The 23,139-nt window shown below is 51.5% G+C and carries 20 protein-coding genes; 6 read left to right on the top strand and 14 right to left on the bottom strand.

The features are described from left to right. The first annotated feature begins 1 nt into the window (after nt 1). The 3 genes from sctU to ONV78_RS11655 all read left to right on the top strand — a co-directional run bounded on the left by sctU (nt 2) and on the right by ONV78_RS11655 (nt 3,070). On the top strand, nt 2–1,057 hold the full coding sequence (gene sctU / locus ONV78_RS11665) for a type III secretion system export apparatus subunit SctU (protein WP_216734902.1): 1,056 nt from the start codon (nt 2–4) through the stop codon (nt 1,055–1,057). Nucleotides 1,058–1,256: 199 nt separating this feature from the next. Further along, nucleotides 1,257–2,051 carry a transporter substrate-binding domain-containing protein gene (locus ONV78_RS11660; protein ID WP_279503257.1) on the top strand — a complete coding sequence of 265 codons (795 nt, stop codon included), beginning with the start codon at nt 1,257–1,259 and terminating at the stop codon, nt 2,049–2,051. 50 nt (nt 2,052–2,101) lie between these two features. After that, on the top strand, nt 2,102–3,070 hold the full coding sequence (locus ONV78_RS11655; protein WP_279503256.1) for a histone deacetylase: 969 nt from the start codon (nt 2,102–2,104) through the stop codon (nt 3,068–3,070). Between the two features lie 78 nt (nt 3,071–3,148). Here ONV78_RS11655 and ONV78_RS11650 read toward each other — a convergent pair whose 3' ends face one another. The 13 genes from ONV78_RS11650 to ONV78_RS11590 form a co-directional block, all read right to left on the bottom strand. Beyond that, nucleotides 3,149–3,604 carry a GNAT family N-acetyltransferase gene (locus ONV78_RS11650; RefSeq protein ID WP_279503255.1) on the bottom strand — a complete coding sequence of 152 codons (456 nt, stop codon included), beginning with the start codon at nt 3,602–3,604 and terminating at the stop codon, nt 3,149–3,151. Between the two features lie 181 nt (nt 3,605–3,785). Further along, nucleotides 3,786–4,484: a hypothetical protein gene (locus ONV78_RS11645; RefSeq protein ID WP_279503254.1), complete on the bottom strand. Its 699-nt coding sequence runs from the start codon at nt 4,482–4,484 to the stop codon at nt 3,786–3,788. Nucleotides 4,485–4,491: 7 nt separating this feature from the next. After that, on the bottom strand, nt 4,492–7,749 hold the full coding sequence (locus ONV78_RS11640; RefSeq protein WP_279503253.1) for a hypothetical protein: 3,258 nt from the start codon (nt 7,747–7,749) through the stop codon (nt 4,492–4,494). Nucleotides 7,750–7,850: 101 nt separating this feature from the next. Continuing rightward, nucleotides 7,851–8,477: an HrpE/YscL family type III secretion apparatus protein gene (locus ONV78_RS11635; RefSeq protein WP_279503252.1), complete on the bottom strand. Its 627-nt coding sequence runs from the start codon at nt 8,475–8,477 to the stop codon at nt 7,851–7,853. Next, nucleotides 8,456–9,139, bottom strand: a complete 684-nt coding sequence (locus ONV78_RS11630) for a SctK family type III secretion system sorting platform protein (RefSeq protein WP_279503251.1) — start codon at nt 9,137–9,139, stop codon at nt 8,456–8,458. The genes ONV78_RS11635 and ONV78_RS11630 overlap by 22 nt, the downstream gene beginning before the upstream one ends. Continuing rightward, nucleotides 9,136–9,891 carry a type III secretion inner membrane ring lipoprotein SctJ gene (gene sctJ / locus ONV78_RS11625; RefSeq protein WP_279503250.1) on the bottom strand — a complete coding sequence of 252 codons (756 nt, stop codon included), beginning with the start codon at nt 9,889–9,891 and terminating at the stop codon, nt 9,136–9,138. The genes ONV78_RS11630 and sctJ overlap by 4 nt, the downstream gene beginning before the upstream one ends. A gap of 15 nt (nt 9,892–9,906) precedes the next feature. Beyond that, nucleotides 9,907–10,326, bottom strand: a complete 420-nt coding sequence (locus ONV78_RS11620) for a hypothetical protein (RefSeq protein WP_279503249.1) — start codon at nt 10,324–10,326, stop codon at nt 9,907–9,909. 3 nt (nt 10,327–10,329) lie between these two features. Then, nucleotides 10,330–10,710: a hypothetical protein gene (locus tag ONV78_RS11615; protein ID WP_279503248.1), complete on the bottom strand. Its 381-nt coding sequence runs from the start codon at nt 10,708–10,710 to the stop codon at nt 10,330–10,332. 111 nt (nt 10,711–10,821) lie between these two features. Continuing rightward, nucleotides 10,822–11,022 carry a hypothetical protein gene (locus tag ONV78_RS11610; RefSeq protein ID WP_279503247.1) on the bottom strand — a complete coding sequence of 67 codons (201 nt, stop codon included), beginning with the start codon at nt 11,020–11,022 and terminating at the stop codon, nt 10,822–10,824. Nucleotides 11,023–11,103: 81 nt separating this feature from the next. Then, complete coding sequence (locus tag ONV78_RS11605; RefSeq protein ID WP_011398874.1) at nt 11,104–11,352, bottom strand: hypothetical protein; 249 nt, start codon at nt 11,350–11,352, stop codon at nt 11,104–11,106. A 2-nt stretch (nt 11,353–11,354) separates the two neighbouring features. Further along, on the bottom strand, nt 11,355–12,494 hold the full coding sequence (sctD, locus tag ONV78_RS11600) for a type III secretion system inner membrane ring subunit SctD (protein ID WP_216734912.1): 1,140 nt from the start codon (nt 12,492–12,494) through the stop codon (nt 11,355–11,357). 104 nt (nt 12,495–12,598) lie between these two features. Then, the gene (sctC, locus tag ONV78_RS11595) at nt 12,599–14,446 is read right to left on the bottom strand and encodes a type III secretion system outer membrane ring subunit SctC (protein WP_216734913.1); all 1,848 of its coding nucleotides are present in this window, start codon (nt 14,444–14,446) and stop codon (nt 12,599–12,601) included. A 147-nt stretch (nt 14,447–14,593) separates the two neighbouring features. Beyond that, entirely contained in the window at nt 14,594–15,040 is a 447-nt protein-coding gene (locus ONV78_RS11590; RefSeq protein WP_216734914.1) for a CesT family type III secretion system chaperone, read from the bottom strand. A 243-nt stretch (nt 15,041–15,283) separates the two neighbouring features. Here ONV78_RS11590 and ONV78_RS11585 point away from each other — a divergent pair, with 243 nt between their 5' ends. Next, on the top strand, nt 15,284–15,766 hold the full coding sequence (locus ONV78_RS11585) for a type III secretion system chaperone (RefSeq protein ID WP_279503246.1): 483 nt from the start codon (nt 15,284–15,286) through the stop codon (nt 15,764–15,766). An 11-nt stretch (nt 15,767–15,777) separates the two neighbouring features. Next, nucleotides 15,778–18,918 carry a hypothetical protein gene (locus ONV78_RS11580; protein WP_279503245.1) on the top strand — a complete coding sequence of 1,047 codons (3,141 nt, stop codon included), beginning with the start codon at nt 15,778–15,780 and terminating at the stop codon, nt 18,916–18,918. A 61-nt stretch (nt 18,919–18,979) separates the two neighbouring features. On the opposite strand, the gene ONV78_RS11575 is transcribed toward ONV78_RS11580, so the two are convergent. Beyond that, the gene (locus tag ONV78_RS11575; protein WP_279503244.1) at nt 18,980–19,537 is read right to left on the bottom strand and encodes a sigma-70 family RNA polymerase sigma factor; all 558 of its coding nucleotides are present in this window, start codon (nt 19,535–19,537) and stop codon (nt 18,980–18,982) included. Nucleotides 19,538–20,559: 1,022 nt separating this feature from the next. Here ONV78_RS11575 and ONV78_RS11570 point away from each other — a divergent pair. After that, nucleotides 20,560–23,013 (top strand): AAA family ATPase, encoded by a 2,454-nt coding sequence (locus tag ONV78_RS11570; protein WP_279503243.1) that lies wholly within the window; start codon nt 20,560–20,562, stop codon nt 23,011–23,013. Nucleotides 23,014–23,139 lie beyond the last annotated feature (126 nt).

The raw sequence follows: 23,139 nt of genomic DNA, 5'->3' as shown, positions 1-23,139 counted from the left end.
CATGAGCGATGAAAAGACCGAAAAGCCCACCCCCAAAAAGCTCCGCGACGCCCGTAAAAAAGGCCAGGTCGCCCATAGTAAAGACGTGGTGTCCACCGCCACTATCTGCGCGATGTTTCTGTTGTTGCTGGCCACCTCCGACACCTATCTCTCGCACTTGAGCATTCTGATCGAACTGCCCGCGCAATACATGGACAGGCCATTTCTGGAGGCGCTGCCCATGGTGGTCGACAATGTGCTGCATGAGCTGATTTATCTGACGCTAATGCCCATCGGTGTGGTCATGGTCTCCGCAATTCTGGCCAACTTTCTGCAAGTAGGCGCGTTGTTCGCCGTAGAGTCACTGAAGCCTGACCTCAAGAAGCTCAATCCGGTTGAAGGCTTCAAGAAAATCTTCTCCGTCAAAAACCTGATCGAGTTCATCAAATCGCTGATCAAAGTGGGTGTGTTGTCCTATCTGGTCTATATGCTGATCAAGGAAAACCTCAATGACTCCGCCCGGCTGCACTACTGTGAAGTCGAGTGCATCCCAAACTTTGTCGGGACGCTACTGAAGCAGCTCATTCTGTATTCCGCCATTACTTTCATCGCTCTCGCAGCGGCGGATTTCTTCATTCAGAAGCAACAGTTTATCAAACAGCAGAAAATGAGTAAGGACGAGGTCAAGCGGGAGTACAAACAGATGGAGGGCAGCCCGGAAATCAAGGGCAAGCGCAAACAGATTCACCGGGAAATGATGAACACCTCCGTCCCAGCTCAGGTGAAGAAGTGCTCCGCCATCGTCACCAACCCCACCCACTTGGCGGTCGGCATTTATTATGAAAAAGGCGTGGAGGACGTGCCCAAAGTCATCGTGAAAGGCGCGGATCAAATGGCAAAAGTCATCCGCAAGATCGCAGAAGAAGAAGGCATTCCCATGATGGAAAACGTGCCGCTCGCCCGTGGTCTGTGGAAACGGGCTCAGGTCAACGACTACGTGCCTCCTGATCTGTTCGAAGCCGTTGCGGCGGTGCTGCAGTGGGTGGACAGCCTCGATCAGCAGAAACAGCGACGCTGATTTCCACAATAGCTAAGAAACCTCTGAAAAACGTTGCCGAGGCCGCCAGCGCAAGGAAAAGCCGGCGAAAAAACGCCGCAGGCAGTTTTTCAGAGGCCCCCTAAAACCGCTGAATGCACATTTTAGCGCCCTATCCATTGGGCGCTTTGCAGGATTCCTTCTAAACTTAATTTACCAACCTCACTGATGTAGCTGCGTCATGCCCAAGTCCACCGTCCTGGCTATTGGTCTGCTGCTGTTACAAGGATTGTGGACGCCAACCGCACTGGCGGAGCCGCCGCCAATCCGGATCTGTTATGAATCAGATCCCATGCCTCCCTATTCTCTTTCCGATGCGGACGCCTTGCGCGACCGGGCTGGCGTTCTACCTGAGCTGATCCATAACGCCGCCGAACGAGTCGGCTTGCTGTATAAGTTTTATCGACGCCCCTGGAAGCGCTGCATTCGCGATCTGGAAGAAAACCGCCTGGATGCGCTCTTCGCAGCAATATGGCTAAAAGAAAGGGAAGCCTGGGGCGTCTATCCATACATCAATGGGGAGCTGGACGCCAGCCGACGCCTGTGGAGCTCCATCTATCCCATCTTCGTCCCCAATAACAGCAAGCTCCAGTACACCGATGGGATCTTCCAGGGCGTTAAATACGGCGTCTCCGCGCCGGTAGGCTACGTCGCCTATCAAAAACTGGAGGTAATGGGAATTCTGGCGCCCAGCAACCCGACGCCGGAAACCGGCTTTGAACTGCTCACCCGCAACCGACTCGACGGCTACGTCATCGACCAGGCCATCGGCCGCACGCTGGCGAGAAACATGGGGCTCAGCGACGCCATCACCACGCTGCCGGAGCCCTTCCTGGTCTCCGATTGGTATTTGGTCATCTCACACAAATTCTACGATGAACGCAGCCAGGATTCTGAAACACTCTGGAACGCCCTGGCGCAAACACGCGAGGAAATGGGCGAGTATTTGCTGGAAAAATATATGAAAGAAGAATGAGCGACGCTTGGCTGTCTGGGCGGTAGAATGAGCGCCCAAGACCAACAAGAATGCTCCTTTTACTCGTGAATGCACTGCTCGCTTATTCGCCGCACTACGATTTCCACCTCCCGGGCATAGCGGCGCTGCATCCATTTGACGTCAAAAAATACAGTCGGGCCTGGGGCGTCCTGCTGCAACGCTTCGGGGACGAGCTCGCCAAATACCGGCTCCAGATCGACGCGCCGGTTTCACTGGAAACACTGGAGCTTGCGCACTCTCACGAATATCTTGCGTCCCTGAGTCACTCAGCCGCCATCAGCCGAGTGGTGGAAAGTTCACTGGTGAAATGGCTGCCCGCCTCGCTATTACAAAAGGGCCTGCTCATTCCCGCCAAATACGCCGTGGCGGGAACCCTCGCCGCCGCTCGCACAGCCATTGATGACCAGACTATTGTTTTCAACTTGGGAGGCGGCTTCCACCATGCCTTCAGAGATCATGGCGAGGGCTTTTGTTTCTTCTCGGATGCGGCGCTGGCGATCCAATTGCTGCGAGCGGAAAAGCGCCTGGGCAGCGCCGACGAGGTGCTGATGATCGATCTGGACGCGCACCGGGGTAACGGATTCGAAAGCTACATCGCCTCCGACGCAATGGTCCACAACTTTGATATGTATAACTTTCAGACGTATCCGGGGCTACATCCCGGCGATCCTGATAGGTTTCCGTTTATGCTTCCCTTGCGAGCCGGCACGGAAACCGAGGGCTACCTGGATATCCTAAGAGAAGAACTCCCCCGCCTCTTTGCCCATGTCAAACTGCCCAAGCTGGCCTTTTACAATGCAGGGACGGATATATTGAAAGGCGACAAACTCGGTGGCCTGAGCGTTGATTATAACGGGGTGAAAGCGCGGGACCATTTCGTTCTGGACATGCTGGCCACACACAAGATTCCAACGGTCATTATGACCAGCGGCGGCTATTCCAAAGATTCTTACCGGCTGATCGCAGATCTGGCTCAGCACTTATTGGAAACGCCTTAATGGCTCATGTGAGAGGCGAACATCATCGTCCGCCGCTCAGGTAGAGAACGAGCCGCTATTACAACGGCTCGGCTTCGCCTACAACTCGATAGTCATGAACAGACTATTGGGGTCTTCGATGTAGTCCGCAAATGGGCCGCACAAAGTAAAACCATAGTTTGCGTAGAGCTGGTGGGCGGGTTGAAAGGCCGCCATGGAGCCGGTTTCCAGGCTTAGGCGACGGTAATTACGCTGACGCGCTTCTTCCAGAATATGACGCAATAAATGCGAAGCGACGCCTTTGCGAAGGTGCGCGGTCGCCGTGCGCATGGACTTCAACTCACCGTGCCCAGCGTCCAGCTCTTTGAGTGCGCCGCACCCCATCAACTCAGCGCCGTCCCAGACAGTCCAGAAGGTGATCTCGGGCTTTTTGAGACCCGACAGATCCAACGCATGTATGCTCTCCGGCGGCGAATTCTCCGCCATTCCCCGAAGATGTTCCTGTAACAACTCAGCCACTTCAGGGCCGCTTAGATCATCAATCCTGATTTCCATAACAAACCATTGCATTAAGTGGAAAACAACGCAGGCGCAATCGCCGGCAGGTTATACAACCCTGTACGCTCGGAACATGTGCGGATATTTATGATTATTGCAGCAGGGATAGTCAGTAAGTGCAGAAACGCTTAAATTATTTTTCATTATTACAAAAAAATCCGTTTACCCACACAAAATCTCATCTTACATTCATAATATTCCTAATAAATTTAAGCAAAGACACAACTAATTCCAAATCTTTTATAACTGCATATTCTTTTATATAGCGGTGAAGCAAGGCCTTCCCATCCCTAGTATAGTCGCGATGAGTAAAACCAAGCTTCTCTATAGAACGCATGCATGCGCTGGGATACTCGTCAAAAAAAGCGCTCAAAATACTAGCAGGGATAAGGTCTTCTAACTCCCAATCTAACGCACGATACTTTTCGTTAGCTCTTTCGAAGGAGTTTTTCACTGTTGTTGGGTCAAGATTAGCTTGCAGTGGCATAACAGGAAAAAGACGGATAACATCTTTATATTCGACAACTCCACTATCAATTCTGCAAATAGATTTAACTGCTTGCCTACCAGCATGGTCATTATCAAACAGCCCCATAAATCTATATTTAGGAACCCCATCACTTCTTAAAGAAGTTCGAGCCAATCCTCTAAAACATATTAATTCTCTGACCACTCCGCTTACACCCCCACGATCCCCTGTTCCTGCAGCCACTATAGCTAACTCTTCACCAAGTAAATCAGTACCACTCGAATTAAACTCTAATTTCGCCGCAAAATTGAGCAACTCCACATCAGACGTGCCTTCAACTATAACTGTTTTAGGCTTTATAGTAATACCAATCGAATCACCATATGAGGCAACCGAGTCAGGATGCATTTACATATCACCCATCTTTCCCTGCATTAGTAGTAGCGGGCCTTAAAAATGGGCCATTATGCCCAAATGAGACATAACATGTAAATTTCATTCCTGGTCTAATCTCTCTATAGCTAAACTCCTCAGGTCTTAAAGGAACAAGTATATTTTGAAACTCAGATACCCGCGCCATTGCTTTATTCGCATAGTCGGAACCTGAAGTAGCATGAACCACCTTTCTCTTAGAGAGCCCATCTTGTTTCAACCAATGTAAGCGGCTAGGAACTTGAACAAAATATTCACTTTCCTTCCACATACTTCTCAAGTTTGAAAAAATTTTATCACCTTCTAAAGGTCTGTTATTCAAAAACAAAAGTATAGCATATTCTAGCTGCAACTGAGGGGTAATACGGTAACCAATGCCTTGTAGCTGCTCAACAAGCTCCAATTGCTTTTGAAAAGATCCTGGTTGGTCAATGCATATCAAATCATAACTTAATCTAATCACCTTCATGTTGCCCATTCCAGCAGGATGACTAAGTATTTCAATAGCTCTCTCTCTTCTATCTTTTGGCACATCGCCAAGCACAAGACCATCAGAAAAATCACTATCTTTTGTTAACTCAACCCATGTCTTAAAAAGTACTTCTATTGGCTTATTTGGCTCACCAGAAAACTCAATAACATTGCTATTTTTAAACAACATATCAATGGCCTCATCAGCCAGGGCACCTAATTGCGGGTTACGATAATCGCTATCTGTCGAAGATATAGCCGAAAAAAGTATGCCTAGTACCTCTACACAATACCCTACAGCTCTTTCAGTATTAGTCCCCTGAGCTTCTGCTAATAAGCTTTTTACGTAGGTCTCTACAACAAAAGGGCTAGTTGGGCTAGCCTCATAGGCTTTCCTCGTTGCCTCATTAGCAAGCCCTCTGAGCTCAACTATCTTTTCCTTACTGCCTTTTCCATCATACTCTAGTTTGGCTAGATCAAAATATGCATTTGCCAATGAATTAAGCAAGTTAACATCTGGTTCAGATCCTGGCTTATACTCAATACAATCCAAAGCATAATTTATATCTTCAACGGCCCGCTCTAGCAGTTTAACTTTTTCCTCCTGGGAAACTTCATAAACGTTCCCATTAAGTTTAGCAATTCGCCGCCTAGAAACTGCAACATGGTGTCGAAAAACTCTACTAGCATCTCTTAACGATTGGGGCATATGGTCAAGAGCCGACAATACTTCCCTCCAATATAATGTAAAGCTACCCCTTCCATGATCAGGATCAATTTTAAAAATAGTAGTGGCAAACTCATCCGCAATTGGACGCAAGTCATAGTCTCCAAGGGAATGGTTTTTAGATATTTCCTCAAGTATATGAAGGCGAAGATGCTCAGCTTCCTTAGCAGGCCCAAGCCCCAACTTGGCCTTCATAGTGTTATCATAAAAAATAGCATTAAACAAAAATCGCCCTAATACGTCATGAGCTAAAGCCCAGTATTTTTTCCCTTCAGATCTAAGGAAAACCAAACCTAAAGATGTTAGCTCAGAACGAAAATCCTCCAACAAATGCCCCGTTGGCCATTTATTTTTAGATTCAGGTAGAAGCTCTTCAGGAAGGGGCAACCTCTCGGTGCTTAACGCAGCGATGTATAATATCGATTTCCTTAAACTTAAATCCAAATCAACTTTCTTAAAATTATTATACATCCATTGCTGAATAGACTCAGACAAATCATATTGTCCTTGTATCCAAAATGAAAGAACTACCCAAAATGCTGAAACACCGTCCAGATATCTAACCGTGTGTTCTTTATGAAATTGCATCCATTGCCAGTCTTTCCTTTCCTTTCCATAATGACGCAAAAATTTATTGAGATGTCGTCCGAGATCTTGGGCTTCATCCAAGCTCAACGAATGGTTTAACTCAGTAACCTTTTTAAATATTGACGAATTATGAAAAATCAGCCCAATGGGTACACTTTTAACTATAAGCATACAAACTGGTCTACCTGACTTTTCTAGCTCATTTCTAAAGCGAGTTAGTTCACCATCTCTCGACTGCCAATGCAAGCTATCAAAAACCAGCAATATTGGAGTTTCATATCTACGTGAAGCAGACTCATTTCTTCTAGCCTTTTCTGATAAGTCATCAGAGGAAGCCTGAGAGCCATCAACTTGATCGTCAAATAAAAGGTAAACTCTATTTAAAAAATTCACAATAGATAAAGCATCAGGAGGTAATGGTAACGTTTTAGCAATTAATGTAGGAAAGCCTTCTCTGGCACAATTCCAAGCTAGCATACGGGCAACTGTCGTTCCTCCCGCGCCAGGCTCCGAGGCTATATATGCAATACAATTCTCCTCTGCGCCTGCTGTATTCAACCTTTTAAGACACTCAAAGAGATTCTTCCCGCTCGTTAAGTCACGTAACCAAGGAAGCCCTGCTGCATATGGCCGCCATGAAGTTTCTGAACTACGAAAAAAGTCAATAAAATCCTTTTCCGACAGGTCTTGAGGAATTAGTGGAGATAGATCTCTCTCTTGTATGAACTGGTACTGACTAAAAACAGGACGCTCAGGATCATCAGCTTCTGTCACGTCAATATTATGAAATATCCCATTTGCATCCCTAAAACGGACCATGATCCGTTCATCAGGATAGGTTGTGCTGTATCTATTAATAACATCATTAACAATGTGCTGTATTTTTTGCTGAACAAAATTCACTGCATTTAGCTCAGCAAAGCTCTCTAACTCGCTAGCCAGTCCTTCTATTTCTGTAGCAGAGATTGTAAGATGCGCTCGGAACCCATCACCCCAAAGTTCACTTAAACCTAAAGGAATGCTTTCACTCCCAGATAATATCAAGACATCTCTGACTCCTGACCGTCTCAATTCATTCATCATATTAAGACGTCGCAGACTTCCGCTAAAGTCCAACCTATCTTTTTCTAAATCTCTACCATTCAATAGATAGAAAGGCAAACAGCGTTGGGGCAGCTCGATTCTAGAAGGGTCACTATCTATTATTTGTATATGCCCCCGCCGTCGAGACATAGAGTCGCTAGATTGTGACGCGGCCTCAACCGCTTTTATCAACTCTTGACTTAGCGACTCAGAGAATATCATCCTCCAAGGGAGACCAAGAAAAGCTATATATGATTTTATATTTTCTGGCTCTATTTTTATTCCGTATAGCCATAAAGCCACATCTCTCCTTTCAAGGTTAACCAGCAAGTTATCAGGAACGCTATCAATGTGTATTACTTGAAGGGCCACATCAGCTCTACCTCTCGATTGAAGTCGTCAACTATGTCTATTTAACATTAGACACTTTCAAATAAAGGTACAATTTACTAAAAATAAATTTGTAGTAAAAATCAGCAAGTCTGACTTTCCAATATCCGACTGTTCATCGCCTGAGTCAGAGCTTCCATTTGGTCGTCCACATTGGCGCGGATGACGCCGAAGTTGCTTTCGATCTGACAATCGCCGTCGCCCAGATTGGGGTCTGCGATGACTTCAAATTTTTCCAGGCCTGGATAGAACTCCAGCGCCTCCTTGATCTTGGCGCGCACCGGCGCCGCCACGTCGGTGGCGATCTTGACCGTCACCTGTGCGCCTTCGCCAATGTGATAGAGCGCTTTACGCACGACCTGATAGGCAAGCTCTTCTTTGTCGAATTCGTTGAGGATCTTGCGCACGGATTCAATCACCAGATTGGTCAGCGTCTGCTCGATTTCCTGATAGGAGTGAATGATTTGCGCGGCGTTGGCGAGCATCAGCTCCACTTGTTTATGACGCGCTTCGCGCAGGCCTTCCTCGAAGCCTCGCTTTTTCTCTTCCTCATAGGCTTCCCGCGCCTGCTGCATAATCATGTCAGCCGAATGCCGCGCCTCAAGTATGGTCTGCTCAGCATCTCTTAGCTGGCGATAATCCTCTGACTTGAGTACGCCTGCGGGGCCAAAGTCAGCCTGGGAGTCGTTCAATCGAATAACAGAAAGCATGATGGGTCAATCTCCCGGTAGAGTTTAAGCATGAGGCGTTGCGCTTCCTGGATCTGCTCCGGCGCAGCCTGTCGCATGAATGCCGCGTCGCACATGTCGCTAATAGCATGAGGCAATTTCAACGCCAGGCGTTTGACGACGGATTGGGGAGCGCCGTTCAGCGCGCAGGCCAGCATATTCAGGCCTGCGGAGCGCAGCCCCTGGGACACTGCTTCCTGATCCATCCAGTCCGCAATCCCGAGATCAATACAAAAGGTCGGCGCATTTCTGGCCAGAAACGGCGCTTTCGACACCGCGAAGCGATGCAGTTCCGTCGGCGTCGCCACCGCTTCCGCGCGTTTCGGGATGCGCGCCGAGTAGGCTAAAGCGCCCCCAAGCATGATCATGCGTTGCAATGCCTCCCCCGCCAGCAGTGGCAGTCTCTGATAAGAGGCGGCGAAGTCGCAATCCATGGTTTTAGCCAGCCCGCAACGCTGCAGAATATAGTCGGACATAATCTTGCGGCTGTCCGGTCGCCGCCACAGTCGCTCAATCGCTTCCCAATGCGGGTCGTCGCTCAGCCAGCTGGAATCCAGATAGTCCGCCGGGTAGCGATAAAAATCGTGGACCTGTCGCAACATCAGGTTACGGTAGCGGGCCGAGGTGGGAATAAGGTCGATCATGCCAGTTTCTGGATGGCCGGAGTCTGGATTTTACGTGGAATCCAACCCGCTCTCACCGCGTAGTACAAGGCGCCGACAAGCAGCAGCACCAGCAGCGCGCCGATACCCGCCCACAGATACATCATGCCGCCATTGGAGACTTCCTCAGGAGACGTAATCCGCTTCAGGCTCGATGGAAACAAAGCGACGGAGACTTGGTCATATTCCAGGCCGAGAATACTGTTGGAGACCAGCGCTTTAATCTTCGGCGTCAGGGTTTCGATCGGCGCATCCTCGACGTATTTGATAAATACCGAGGCGGTGCTGGGCTTGGGATTCTTGTCGAACTTATCCCCCTCCTGCATCACCACATGCACCCTCGCCACCAACACGCCGTCGATGTTCGACAATGTGTGCGACAACTCCTGGGAAATGGCGTAGATGAAGCGCGCTTTCTCTTCAGTGGGCGAAGAAATCAGGCCGTCTTTAGCAAAAATATCCCCCATGGTGGCGAAATGCTGCTTAGGATAACCCTGTCTCTGCAACACGCTGATGGCGCGAGCCACCTGCTGCTCGGGCAGCTTCAGACGCACGTTCTGGTCTTTACCGGCGCCGAGCACTTCCATCTCCACGTTAAAGCCCGTGGAACGGAGAATCGCATACATCTCATTGCCTTCCTGCTGGCTCAAACCGCTGTACAGCTCGGTTTTACAACCGCCCAGCAGCAGTAACAGCAAACACAGTCCGGACCGCCAAATCTGTCGCTTTTTCATAGCATACCCTTCAGTCTATTGCGCTCTTAACAGGCTTTCCGCATTCTTGTTGACCTTACTGGTCACCGCCAACGCCATCTGCTGTTGAATGGAAATCTGACTGACTTCAAAGAACAGCTTGTTGGCTTCCGCCGGCGAGCTGACAGGCTGATTCATACGTTGCTCCAACGCATGAATACGCTCCTGATAGCCTTTCCCCATGGCCTGCAGCTTGTTCAGAATGGTGTCGCCTAAGCTGATGAACGGTTTTTCCGCGTTCTGCGTCGCATAGGTTTGATGCACCACCTGCACATTGCTTGCCGCGTGCGGGCGCCCCGCTTCCATCACCTCAGTAAAGCGGGCGATTTCATGAGCGTTGGCGCCGGAGCTGACCGGCTGCGCAAAGTCTTTCTGAAGCGCCTGATCCGGCGCGACGGCGGCTATTGCTGCGTCCATTGCTTACCCCTCAGCCGCCAGCAGAATTTCTTCCGCCAGGGAGCCTTTGAAGTCAGGATTGGAGGTCAGGCGAGGTATCAGGTCTTCCGCATCCCGCTCGCGTCCAGACCGTTTCATGGCGAATACCAGCAACGCCAGCGCGTCCATGTTTTCATAATCCAGCGCGGCCAGATTATCGGACAACAGCTTGACGCCGCTTTCAAAGTCGCCGCCGGCGATCTTGGTCGCCGCCATACCCAGCCCTGCGGCAGTATGACTGGTTACATCGTCGGCGATCGCCGCCACGCCGCCGAAAATCACTTCAGCGTCCTGTAACCTGCCCTGCTCACAAGCCAGGACGCCGATTTCCGACACCCGCTTGATGAGATTTTCAGGATATAACATAAGCAAATCCTCTCAGTGTTCCTGATATTCCCGCCGCCGCTCTCACCAGAAAGCCTGCGGCGGGGATAACCGGGCCCAAAATAAAGCCGGGCCCGAGCAATCGAGTGGCTATTAAGCCGCCTGACCGATTTTCTTGATGGCGTCCATGATCAGCTTGTGAATCAGCGACATCAGTTCTCTTTTCAGAGCGTTCTTTTCCGCTTCTTCGTACATGCCTTTCATCATGTCCAGCATTGCATCTGGACTTGATGGAACGTCAATTCCACCTGCGCCGTCCAAGGTCATTCCACCCAAGCTACTTACGTCTGCCATATTCAGTTCCTCTTAAAAATTAATAAACAATTGGCCTTCCTTAGTTTTCAGGCCGTCTTCAACACGTGGCGGATCAGTCGCCTAACGCTGAAGTTTGGACCAGGTCTGCTCCAGCACGACGATGGCGCGATCAATGCTTTCCTTAAAAGCATTGTGCCGTTTGAAGTCGTCCTGATTCAGACCGGAATTCAGTTTGCGCCGCACGCTGGCGGACGCATTGGTTAACTCGTTGATCACGTTTCTCAGCATGACTCCGCCGGAGTCCTTACTGATATTTTCCGCATTGATTTCGGTGTCTACGGGTTGATTTCTTAACATCGGATTTAACATGCCTAGTCCACTCCTAATCGATATTGGATCAGTTTGTCTCCTCTGCGGAGCTGCAACATATGGGGGGTGATTTCCTCCACCCGATAGCCGTAATTAAGCTGGCTGCCGACGAAGTACTTCTCCCCGTTGCTGAGTACGAAGAACGGGGTTTTGCCCATGTAAATGCCTTTCACCACCAGATTGGGCAACGGCGCCAGCGCCATCTTGGTGTCCGCAGTGACCATATCTTCGAACCCGATCACGCCAGGCACATCCACCTGCAGACGACCGCGGTTCTTTTTCCACGCGACGTCATCGTCCACATTGCCTTTCAGCACCAGAAAGCCGGGGCGGTCCCCCTTGAACACAGACACGTTGGAGTATCCAAGGGCGGTCAGCGCAATTTCGGCGCCTTTAATCAGCTCATCGGTCACTTTCACCTTGAGCGTGGCCTGCAGATTTTTAGACTCCAGCCAGCGCGCCAGGCGATTTAACTCTCCGGCGTCGTTCACGTAGCCTTCCACCAACCAGCTCATCCCATCCGCAAGCGCGAGCACTTTCACATTGGGCAATCCCAGTGTTTGCGATAACTCGCTTTGCAGGTTGGCGCGGTCAGCGGCGACAACGCCTTCTTTGGATTTCTCCGCATTGGACATGGAGCCTACCGCCAGCATCATCAGCAGACCGGCGCAGGCGCCCATCACGCCCAGCCCCACCTTCATGCGATTGAAGGTTTCCGACCAGCTGCGGCTGGGCAGCGGCGTTGTTGGCGCACTGGCGGGAGCATCCGCAGCAGCTGCGCCAGACGCGGGCTTAGGCTGCGCCGCTGGCGCTGCGGGGACCACCGGTTGCGGCCATTCCGCCGGACCGTTGGCGACGGCGAACTGGAAGTCATCGACAGCGACCGGAGTCACTTCTTCCACCACCAAATCTCGTTGCTCGGACACTTCGCCATTCAGTAACAAGCGGCTACCCTCCTGCAGCAGAGTCAGGCGTATTTGCTGTTCTTCGACTTGCAGTGAAAAGTGCGCCGCGAGCAGGTTAGGCTCCTGAAACACCAGATCATCGTTATCGTCGCCGCCACACACATACTTGCCGACGACCAGATCCAGTTCGCTTCCTGCGTGAGCTCCGGAGAGAATTTTCAGCTTCCAGTCAGACATACGCGCTCTTACCAGTTATTTACCTGTTGCCGGTCAGTTCACTGCTTGCAGTCACTTAACCGTTGAATCGCTCATTCATTTCGCCGCTCCGCTGACCCGTTGCGTTAACGGGTCAGCGGATGGCAGCTGTTGATCATGTTTGCGTCGCCTTTTAGTGCATCAGGGAACGCCTTCGCTACTCTTTGAGTGTCATCGCAGCGGGAATAGTTTCCGATGGCGACGGAATAAATTGGCTTTTCTCCGTTTTTCTCGACTTCCATCTGAGTAGGGAAACCACGCGAGTCGAAGTACTCACGAATCGCCACCGCACCCTCTTTGTTGGAGCTGCCCACCTGGAAGGCGTAGCCGTAGATCTTGCGACCGTTAGAAGCCAGTCCGCCGGTAGGGATATCAATGACCTTCGGCGTCATCAGGAACAGCTTGACCATCTTCTTGCGGTTATGGTTCGTAGTGCGAAACAGCATGCCCAACAGCGGGATATCCTTGAGCAACGGCACGCCGCCGACGGACTCGCTCTCATAATCCTGGAAGAAGCCGCCGATCAGCAGACTCTGCCCCAGCCCCACCACGGTTTGCGTATTGATGCTGCTGGTCTTGATAACGGGAATGCGATCCACTTCTTCGCCGGTTTGCTGACCGTCTTCGATAGTGACTTCCAGGTTGATGCCTTTCTGTTCCTCGCCACGCTGAATATGCGGCGTCACACGCAGGACCGAGCCCACCGTGACAGGAAACAGATCGACCTGTTCATTCCCCTGCACGCGCACATGGAAGGTAGTGCTATCGTCCAGAACCGCCTCCAAATGCTCGCTGGTGACTACCGATGGCCTCGACACCACCTGCGCATCGCCGTCCTCCACCAAAGCGTTCACCTTGGCGATGAAGTAATCCAGGCCGGAATCCAAGACCGTGGAGAAGGTCGCGTCGGCGCCACCCAGGATCGCCAGTTGGTTTTTGCCCGGCGCAGGAGTCTGCTTGTCGATGCCGCCGTAGCCGAATTCACCCAGCTTCCGATCGCGGGCCTGCCAGCTCACTCCCAGCTCTTTCAGGTTGGTGGCGCTGACGCTGATAATGGAGACATTCACTTCCACCTGTTCAGAGGGCTGATCCAGATTGCGCACCAGCGCCTTGTACATGGGCATGCGCTCCAGACGGTCGTACACGATGATGGAGTTAGTGCGGCCATCCGCCTCCACCCAGGCGCGCTCGCCGGTTCCGGGCATATCCGAAGTCACCGGACTGGATGTTCTCTTACCTTCCAGAACGCCAACAGGCCCGCCAATGCTGGTTTCTCCGCTTTTACCCTGCCCTGCGGCCAACGCGCCCCGCAGCACTGAAGCCATACCGGGAACCACCACCTCTTTACCGCGATAGCTTTGCACGCGATCCGCCGCCGTGGCGTAGCGCAGGCGGAACATCTGCATGGAGTACTGATCGCGACGGGGCATGGTCACCACCTGGCTTTCCAGCACGGAGGCGGTTTCCTGAATCAGGTCCACCATGGAGGACGGGCCGGAGATATAGACCATGCCTTTGTCCGGCATTTCCTTCCAACTGAAGCGTTCGTCCCAGATGCCGACTTTCTCCACCGCACTGCGTAGTTGCGACGTTTTGATGTTGGTCAGCGTGATGATGCGGCTGACGATCTCATCGCCGCGGAAAAAGTGCAGCGTCGAGCCGTCGTAGTACCACTCAAACTCAAAGGACTTGCCCAAGATGTCCAGGAACTGACGCGGCGACTCCCCTTTGAAGCTGCCATTAACCGTCCCCGCGATGCGGGAGCTAACCGTTACCGGAATACCGTAACTGGCGGCGAAGTTCTTCAATACATCCGTCAGCGATTCACCGTTGGCGTACAACTCATAAGGCGAATTGTTCCAGCGGGGTTCGGCGGCGAATGCGCCGGAGCAAACCAATGTCAGCAACAGAGCGATTAAGCCTTTAAATTTCATGCCTTACTTCCATCAATGTCTTTAGCTACTGTTTTTCAGGAAGACAAATAGCTTCCTTTTATTTGTCTACAACGACAGGCCTTGTCTCCCGCGGCTGGCCGCCGCGCAGGCGCATCCATGCGCCTGATTATTCCGAAGTCATTCCATTCAGAACCGGGTATGCGGGGCCAGTACAGGAATATCTCGGCGAGCGTAGCCGCCAATAGCGCCAGTGATCTCAGTCATGCAATCCAATGCGTGCATGAAAGACTCCAGCAGTTTTTCAAAATCGAACAGGGACAATTCTTTCGACGCCATACAGCGATACAGACACAACGCATCCTGATTGACGTCGATATAGAGGGATTCACGATGGGAGTCGGCATTGGCCAGCGCCGCCTTCAATGCGGTTCTGACGCACTCGCCGCGCTCTCGCTTTTCATCCGGTAGCTTGCGCACCTGGGCGGCGACGTAGATCTTGCCGGCGGACTCAAAAAACCGCACAGGATTGGCGTCCACATACCATTCAAAATGGCCTTCCGGAGTCTGCTCCAGATCCGGCATGCCGTATTTCTTCGCAAACTCTGCAATCAGTTTGTTGAGTGTCGTGCTCATAGTTCCGTCCCGTTTCGCCTGATGCCTTAGGTCTATCGGATTGGTAACGGCTAATTGCGAACGGTTGCGAAAATTTTTACACGACCACTTTTTCCTGATCTCTGCGCAACTTCACCGGCGCAGTGGTTACTCACCTTGCGGAAGCAGTTGTAACTCCAAACGGAATATCTAACCCACGACAGGTCGGGTCCGCAGGTATTTGATGCAACAGCGGTCCGGCATTACTTGCGAAAGGCCGCTTTTATGAATATCGATACTCTGATCGCCGACCTGGCGAAACAGCTGCAGTTAGAAGATTCACTGCAACTGGACGAACACGGTTACCTCTCCCTGGAAGTCAACGACACCCTGGTTGTGAATCTGCAGTGGCATGCGGCGGACGAGCATCTGATCATTTTTTCCCCTCTGTTCAAACTCCCAGACGACAGCGAAGAACCTGAGACGCTACAAAAGCAGAACGCCCTATTGAAAATGTTGCTGGGCGCAAATTTGTTCTGGCAGGGAACGGAGGGAGGAACCCTCTCTCTGGACAACGATTCCGGCTGGCTCTGGTTGATGGACAAGTATCCGTTCAGCGTTATTGCGCTTCCCGGTGTGTTGAGCCAACGCCTCCTCCAACATATTGAAACGGTGAAAGCCTTCGCGGAAAAAGGCCCTGAACCAACGCCCCCGCGCAAGCAGGTTGGCGATGACTCTCAGGTCAACAATCAGTGGATTCAGGGTTAAAGGAGCAGGAAATGGAAGTCAACCGTCCCTCCGCATCCGTCCCCCAAAATGTCGTACCTGAGCAGATATCATCGCAAAATACTCACTCAGTCCCAGGGCGGCTCGGGGAAAACAACATCCGCCCCGCGTCTCCCGAATCTGCGCCGACGCTAACGACGCCGGAGAAGTTCAAGGCCTGGGCGGAAAATCATGACCTAAAACTGACCGGCTACCCGCAGGCCAAAATAGAACGCTACAGCGAAATTATCATTCAGGACCTGGAGCGAAAAAATCTCGCAGAAGTACTGGAGCAACCAAAGTCCTCCGCCGGCAATGAAGCCATTGTTAAGAACCTTTTCGAAAAGCTTAATCTGCAAGAATTCATGGGCAAAACGCCAGACCCAGGTCTGGATCTCTCCACGCCCAAAGAAATCGGCAAACTCACGCAAGCGTTACAGGACATCTTGACCAGTAAACTTGATGAGTCGCAACTCAGGGTCTTTAACGAGAAGTTCAACCCTCCCCGGGAAATCCAGACCGCCACGGATCATCTGGAGGCGTTGAATCAGATGAACTTCGCGTTAAAGGAGGTCAACCAACTCATACCCTCCAGGTTCAGCGTAGAAACCGCCGAGGTCACCAAGCCTCTCGCCAAACATGTCGCCAACCGCATCGTCCAGCAGGAGCGCGAAAAAATAAAAGAAGAGGTGCTGGATAAACTGAAATACCTCAACAATTCCGGCGCCAGCAACAATCTGGCGGTGGAAATGGATCTGGGCGTGAATATTCTGCACACGCCGCTCAAAGCAACAGTCAACCTCAGTCACAAAGAGACAGCGCAAACCTCACAAGCGCTTGGCGTGCTGCGGGAGAGAACCGATGCAGGCAAGTTCGGATTTGAAATCAAGCTGCCAATCATCGAGGCGGGTCCATCCGTCGGGGCGACAGTCAATCTGTCCCGCACCTCAGGCAGAGGGTTCGATAACGTCAGCGACTTTGTCGATCACTTCACTAACAGCGTGCTGGATCTCACTCTGAGTTCTCCTGGGGCGGCGAAGTCAGCCAAAGCGCTCAAGAAAGCCGTGGCCAGCGATAGCGATATTCTCACTCAAAGCGATCAAATGAAGCTGAAATTGCAGGACTTCCTGAGAGCTCACGGCGAAGGCGCGTCCAATTTAGACGAGTTGCGAGACTGGCGTAACGGATCAGTCGAGCTCGCCCTGCCGGAACCGCGCAGCATACCCGCCTCTGCGGCTTACAAAGTCAATTCTCTTTCCTACGGCGGTTTCGGTAAGCTTGGATTCAAGGCCGCGGATGTGAAAGTCAGTTATGAACACAAACATACTCATATTCATGTCAAAGGAGAGACCTCGCTAACCAAAAAGATGATGGAAGACGAGGATCTACTCAAATCCCGTACGGAAAAGTTTGAACATCGCGCCCAGGATGACTTTTTTGAGCGACTTGGCGCGCTTAAAGAACACATATCCCATATTGAAAACGCTTCCACAACCTCAGAAGAAACTCACACTCAAAACCCGGTCAACGCTCTGCCTCTCACCGCAGAAAATCTCGAATTATTCGGAAGGTCTCTGAATCGCAGCCCTTCCGCCGCCTCCGAAGAAAGCTTTCATACGGCGATGCAGGAGCCCCCTTCCCCGGGCAGCCTTTCCGGCAGAGCCAGTTCGGAGTCGCTGAACTCGATGGATGCGCTGAGCGACAACGAAGTAATCGTCAATCGCAGTCCAACCGTTGTAAGCGGAGAATCCTTTTACACCGCCAGCCAGGGCAGCTCTTCCGTCATCAGCGAAACCAGTTCTATTGCAAGCTCCGAGGAGCGGCCTGCGATCGATCTGGTTCGCGACCAGCTCAAAGATATGGCCCTGGAAAACTTTGACAAATTACTGCAGTACGAAGGGAACACACGCTCACATGATACGTTGACCAAAGGCTTCGGGCGCGTAGAGCATAATCTGCGCAAAGTAGTTGGCATGGGCCCCAAGCATCTTGAATCTGCAATCAAAAGAGAGATGGAGAAAGAAGTCGGCGTAAAAGGCAGAGCGTCTCTGGTGGAAGGCTTGACCGTTCGCCACGCCAATATTTTCAACGAGTTCGTCAAAACCTATCGAGAGGAAGCGGGAGAAGCGCCAGAAACCACGCTGGCGAAGGCGCGTGAAGAGGCGCCGGAAGCAATCATGGCGTTTGAAACCATCAGCAAACACCTTGAAACGCCGCAAATGAAGTTCAGCAAAAACGACTTCGCGCAAATTCGTGCGCTGGAGTACAGCCAGCCTAAGGAAAGAAGCCACAAAACCACCCTCACCCTGGACATCGCCTCAACTGCGACAGCCACCATTGAGCATACCCGTCGTAAAATGCGCAATAACGCAAATATCAACTACAACGGCGCTTTTCACGACATAAAAATCACCATCAAGGGCAGCGTAAGCCCGGATGCTATTGAGAAAATCAAAGAGCTCGCCAGTAAAAAGGCGCCAGGATTAGAAGACGCGGAAGTCACGGAGATACTTTCCAACGCGGCGGAATCAGCTTCAGGCGCAGCGACGGGTTCTGGAGCCGCCACAGTTTCAGCCTACTTTGAACTGAAAGACGGCGGCATGAGTTTCGGGAGGGTGCTGGTCGGTGGCGAGCTGAAGGTCGGCGGTAAAGCGACGATTCCTACAGACACGGTAACTCTGGAGGTAGGCGGCAGCGTCGCCGCAACCCACGAACGCCCCATCAAAGAGTTCATTGGTAAAGACAACCTCAATTACTTCAAAACCCAGTTTGACGGCCTGGTAAGCCGTAAGACCATAGCGGAAACGCCTCGCACGGGCGATGGCTGGGAAGAGCTCACGAAAAAGTTTGATGGACACATGGACACCATGTTGACCAATATGGCGAATCCCTCCAGCAAGGTGCGAAAACAGGTGGATGAGCTATTCGCAACCTGTCAGCCTCACGCGCTAAAAGAACATATGGAAAAGGCCGAAAAGGCGCGGGATGAATTCTTTGTCGCATGCGAAAAAATGGCTCAGGGACCGCAGGAAGGCTCATCTGCGACAGCAGACGATCTGAAAAAGGAAGCCTTGAGCACATTCCGCCAGTTCCTTTACGACTTCAAGGATGGCGTGCAGAAAGATTATGAAAAAGCAGTCAAGAAATTGAGTTAAGTCTTACGGAGTGATCCCGCGCCCATGATCGCAGGATCACTCTGCGCCCTTGACGTAGCGCTTACATCAGCGGCATGACTGACTCCTTCAGCGACGTGCGCGCCCGGAACAGACGGCTTTTCACACTGGGAACAGTAATGCCCAGTTCATCTGCGACACGTTGATAGGGGTAGTTTTCAATCGCCACCCACTCAACAATCTGCTGAACGTCTTTCGGCAGCATGCGGATGCTGTACTCCAGCTGCTTGATGCGATGCTCCTGCTGCAGACTGGCCTCCGGCGTGTCGGATTCATTGTGAGCCTGATCCAGCACATCATCGGAAACAAAGTCATATTTGTACTCAGGAGAGCGGTTGTAGTGATTGCGGATCAGATTGTTGGCGATGCCCAAAATCCAGGTGGAGAAGCGGGATTTGCCTTCAAAAGAACTGAGCCCTTGTTGCGCCCAAAGGAACGTATCCTGCACCAGATCTTCGATATCCTCCTGGCGCGATACCCGGTTACGAATAAATCTGTGCAATTTGGGACGCTGTTCACGAAAAAGCATATCCAATGAATTCGGGCAACCGCTTCTGGCCTGACTAACTAACTGATTGGTCTCATCGTATTTTATTTCCATCGTTCCCATTCCTTTTGTTGACGGGGGGTTGATGGAAACGATGGTCGGTCACACGGCCTTTTGAACCAGTTTCAGATAAGCGTCAGATTCGGCGCAGATGCATCTGAACCCTTGAACTGAACCGATCTGACACTGACGGTTCATTTAATCAATAAAAAGTGAACCTGACATAATGAACTTAATCGGATATACGCGCGCAAAGATATAAATGACTGCCGGTCAGAGTTAGAGAACATATCGGCGAAACCAAACTTCAATTAAAACCGGCATGCTTTTAACTTTTTGTAATTGAATAAGAAAAAACATTACCGCCATATTATTAATATATTTCTTAAGTAACGTGTAACCCCGCGAAGTTTCTGGGCCGTATAGATAAATGGTTAGTACGATAGGCTTAACAGGCCTAACCAGTGGACTATTTGCATAGGCCAAATTAAGCATTTAAATAATCTCTCTGAGGGATAATCCTATGGCTTTGTAACGGAATGTAAGGCCGACTTCGTATAAAAACGTATTTTTCGCCTTTTGTATCCTAAGTAACTTGATGTACTGTTAGGTTTCGTTACACAAAGAAGGTCTGTTGTTTCGAACTATAACAGGGAGCGCATTCATACGATCTCTGTGCGACGTTGATGTCTGGAACTCTATTACTCGCGTCGCTTTACACTGGAACAGCCACATTCCGCCTTCTGTAAAACAGATAGAAAAAAATAGCGGAAAGCTAAGCGTTATCAGCGCCTCATACAGGCGCATTTCGAGGCGCAACTCTGAAAAATATTGATAGTTTTTATTGAAAGAGAACAGCTGAAAAGTCAATGACGTTTTTGTTGTTCTCGTGTCGCTTACCCTGATAACTTCCGAATGAAAGCGTATTCATAAAAAGCTCGGAAGCCAGGATAAAAGTCCCTGAAAAACAATGATGTATGGGAATTTCAAGCTCACAAAAACAGGAAGCGTTTGAGGTGATTCGGAGAGAGACCGAACAGCAGTCGTCAGCGCTCAACGTAGTAAAGGATAACAATATGCGCCAGAGTTGCAGACCCGGCAGGGTCCGTTTGCATCGAAACCGCTTGTTGGAGCTTAGACAAGGCCTGGGACTGAGTCAGGAACAGGTCGCTGACGAATGCCAACAGCAGAGACTTTACGTATCCGTTTCTTCCCTGAAACGGGCGGAATTGCAGCGCTATGTATTGCTGCGCACGGCTCATAACCTGTCACGCTTCTACAACGTGCCAGTGGAAGAGCTGATCGTGATGGAAGACGCCTCTGAGCCAGAGACGCCCGCCTCCCCTACAGAAGCGCCAGCGGTGGTTCAGCGTGAGAGTATTGATCCCGTAGCCACCCCCATTCACAGGAAAGTGCTTGGGTTATGTCTGGCGGGCGAGTTGGACCTCAGAAGTCTCGCTCCCATGATGGATGAGCTGGACGTCGCCGTGCACTATTCTTCACCGTCATTCCATGTGCTACTGCTGGGCGCCGCAAACGCCCACCAGAAACCAACCGCTTATGCGATGCGGGTCATCCGCGCCATCGCCCGACGCCATCCCGATATCGTCGCGTTGGTGAAGCCCATCCAGGCCGAATTCAGCCATCACGGCGCCCTGCACTGTCAGGCGCGCCTGCCGATGAGCGAACGCCTTGGCATTGAGCGCTTCGCCAAGCAGCAATTGTCCGGCGTGGTCCTGGTGCACAGCGAGTTGTTTCATTGCAGTCGCCTGGAATACAGCTTTGTCTATAAATCCAATCCAGCCTACGCGCCCGGACCATGGTATGCGCTGACCGAATCCGCGCCGCCAGTGTTGCATACTATCGGTCGTGATCAGGAACGGGCGTATTTCCAGTCCCTGCTGACCCAGCTAAAAGCAGAGGGCGAAGGCGCCTGGTGCAATATCAGCGGCGTGGCGGGCATCGGCAAAACCCACTTGGCGTTGGCCTTCGTGGAAGACGCCGCCAAACAGAATCTCAGCCGCGTCATTCTGCGCAACACCTGTGATGACAAGTCCAAGCTGCATCCAGGCGCAGAGTTGATCCGCCGACTGGCGAACTTACAGGAGGTGGACGAAAACAAGCTGCTGAACCTGTTGGTCAACTTCTGTATCGATAGCCATTGGTATCCGTTCATCTATCACCTGTTCGGAGTCAAACGCAACGACCCGCATCCCAACGACTGGATGGTGGCGAGCATGTCGCCTTACCTGTTCCAGAAGAGTTGCCAACAGGCCCTTGAGACCCTGTTGATTGCGCTGCTGGGGCAACGGGAGCTGGTCGTGGTGATAGAAGAGATACATCAGCTTGACGAGGACATGCGCCTCACTCTAGAGGCTTTGGCGAACCTGACGCCTTACTGTCCGCTCTTGCTGATCACCAGCAGCTACACAGATTTCATCGCCGGCTTCGACCAGCATGACGTCAAAACCATCCGGCTGTTCCCTCTCACGCAACCTCAGGCGAGAGAGCTGGCGCACGGCCATGGCGCAGCCAGCGAGGAGTGGCGGGAGCACTGTGTTTTAAAGGCGCAGGGGCATCCGTCATTCTTAATCGATTTACTCAATCACGAGCATTTGGGCGACGAATTGCCCTTTAGCATCACCAATATTATCGCCGCCAAAACCGAGCGCTTGTCCGCCCGACTCAAGTGCGCGCTGGAGCTGATTTCCGTCAGCCAGGATGGGTTTACGCAACCGCAGTTGGAAGAGCTGATGAACGGCCCCCTGGAGCGTTTCGCGACGCTACTTAGCCTGGGTGTTCTGCATCCCCATGGCGAACGCTGGTTCTTCACTCACAATCTGTTGCGGGAAGCCGTCTACCAGTCCATGCCGGAACAGGTTCGCCGCGAACGTCACGCCATGGCGGCGGAGTGGATTCGTGATCGCGACCCGGTGCAGTACGCTATCCATCTCGCTAAATCCGGCAGCGATCAGGCATTGCCGGAATTGTTGGCGGCGGCGGAGCGGCTGATTCAGGATCAGCACTTCAAACAGGCCAAACAGCTGCTTCTGCTCGCAGAGCCGTTTCTACAGGACGCCAAGTGCAAATGTAAAACCTATCGCATGCTGGCGTTGGCGCTGAAGTCACTGGGAGAGACGGATAAAGGCGTCAAAGCCATTCTGTCCGCCATCGATCACTGTTCCGATGAGCGCGACGCCAGCCATGATTGGCGCATACTGGCGGAGATGTATTATCAGCTCGGTCGCACTGAAGATGCTCTTCACGCCCTGAACTGTGCGGAGATTTTGACAGAACGCTATCACCAGCATGAGCTGGGCGCCCGGCTGTACGAGCTGCACAGCGAAATACTGCTCAGCAAAGGCCATGTGGTGGCGAGCCAGGAATACCGCAAAATCGCGATGAAAACCGCCATGAAAAGCGACCATTGCCCACCCAAATGCGATATCAGACAGGAGGGATTCAGTCCCTACGGTGGACTAGGGCCCAATATGCCCAACTTCGCCCCACAGACGTGCATGAATAAGTAGATAGATAAGTTAATAAATATAAAAATCGCCCCTGACTGCGTCTCAGCACCACGTATCAGTGAGACGTCGAATTAATCGCCGCAACCTTCGTAGCGCAACGGTTACCCAACAACAATAACAGGGTTA

Origin of the sequence: Hahella sp. CR1 (genome assembly GCF_029813005.1) — a bacterium.
Taxonomy (GTDB): Bacteria; Pseudomonadota; Gammaproteobacteria; order Pseudomonadales; family Oleiphilaceae; genus Hahella.
The sequence above is the reverse complement of the archived record's forward strand: the minus strand, read 5'-3'. Positions and strand labels throughout refer to the sequence as shown.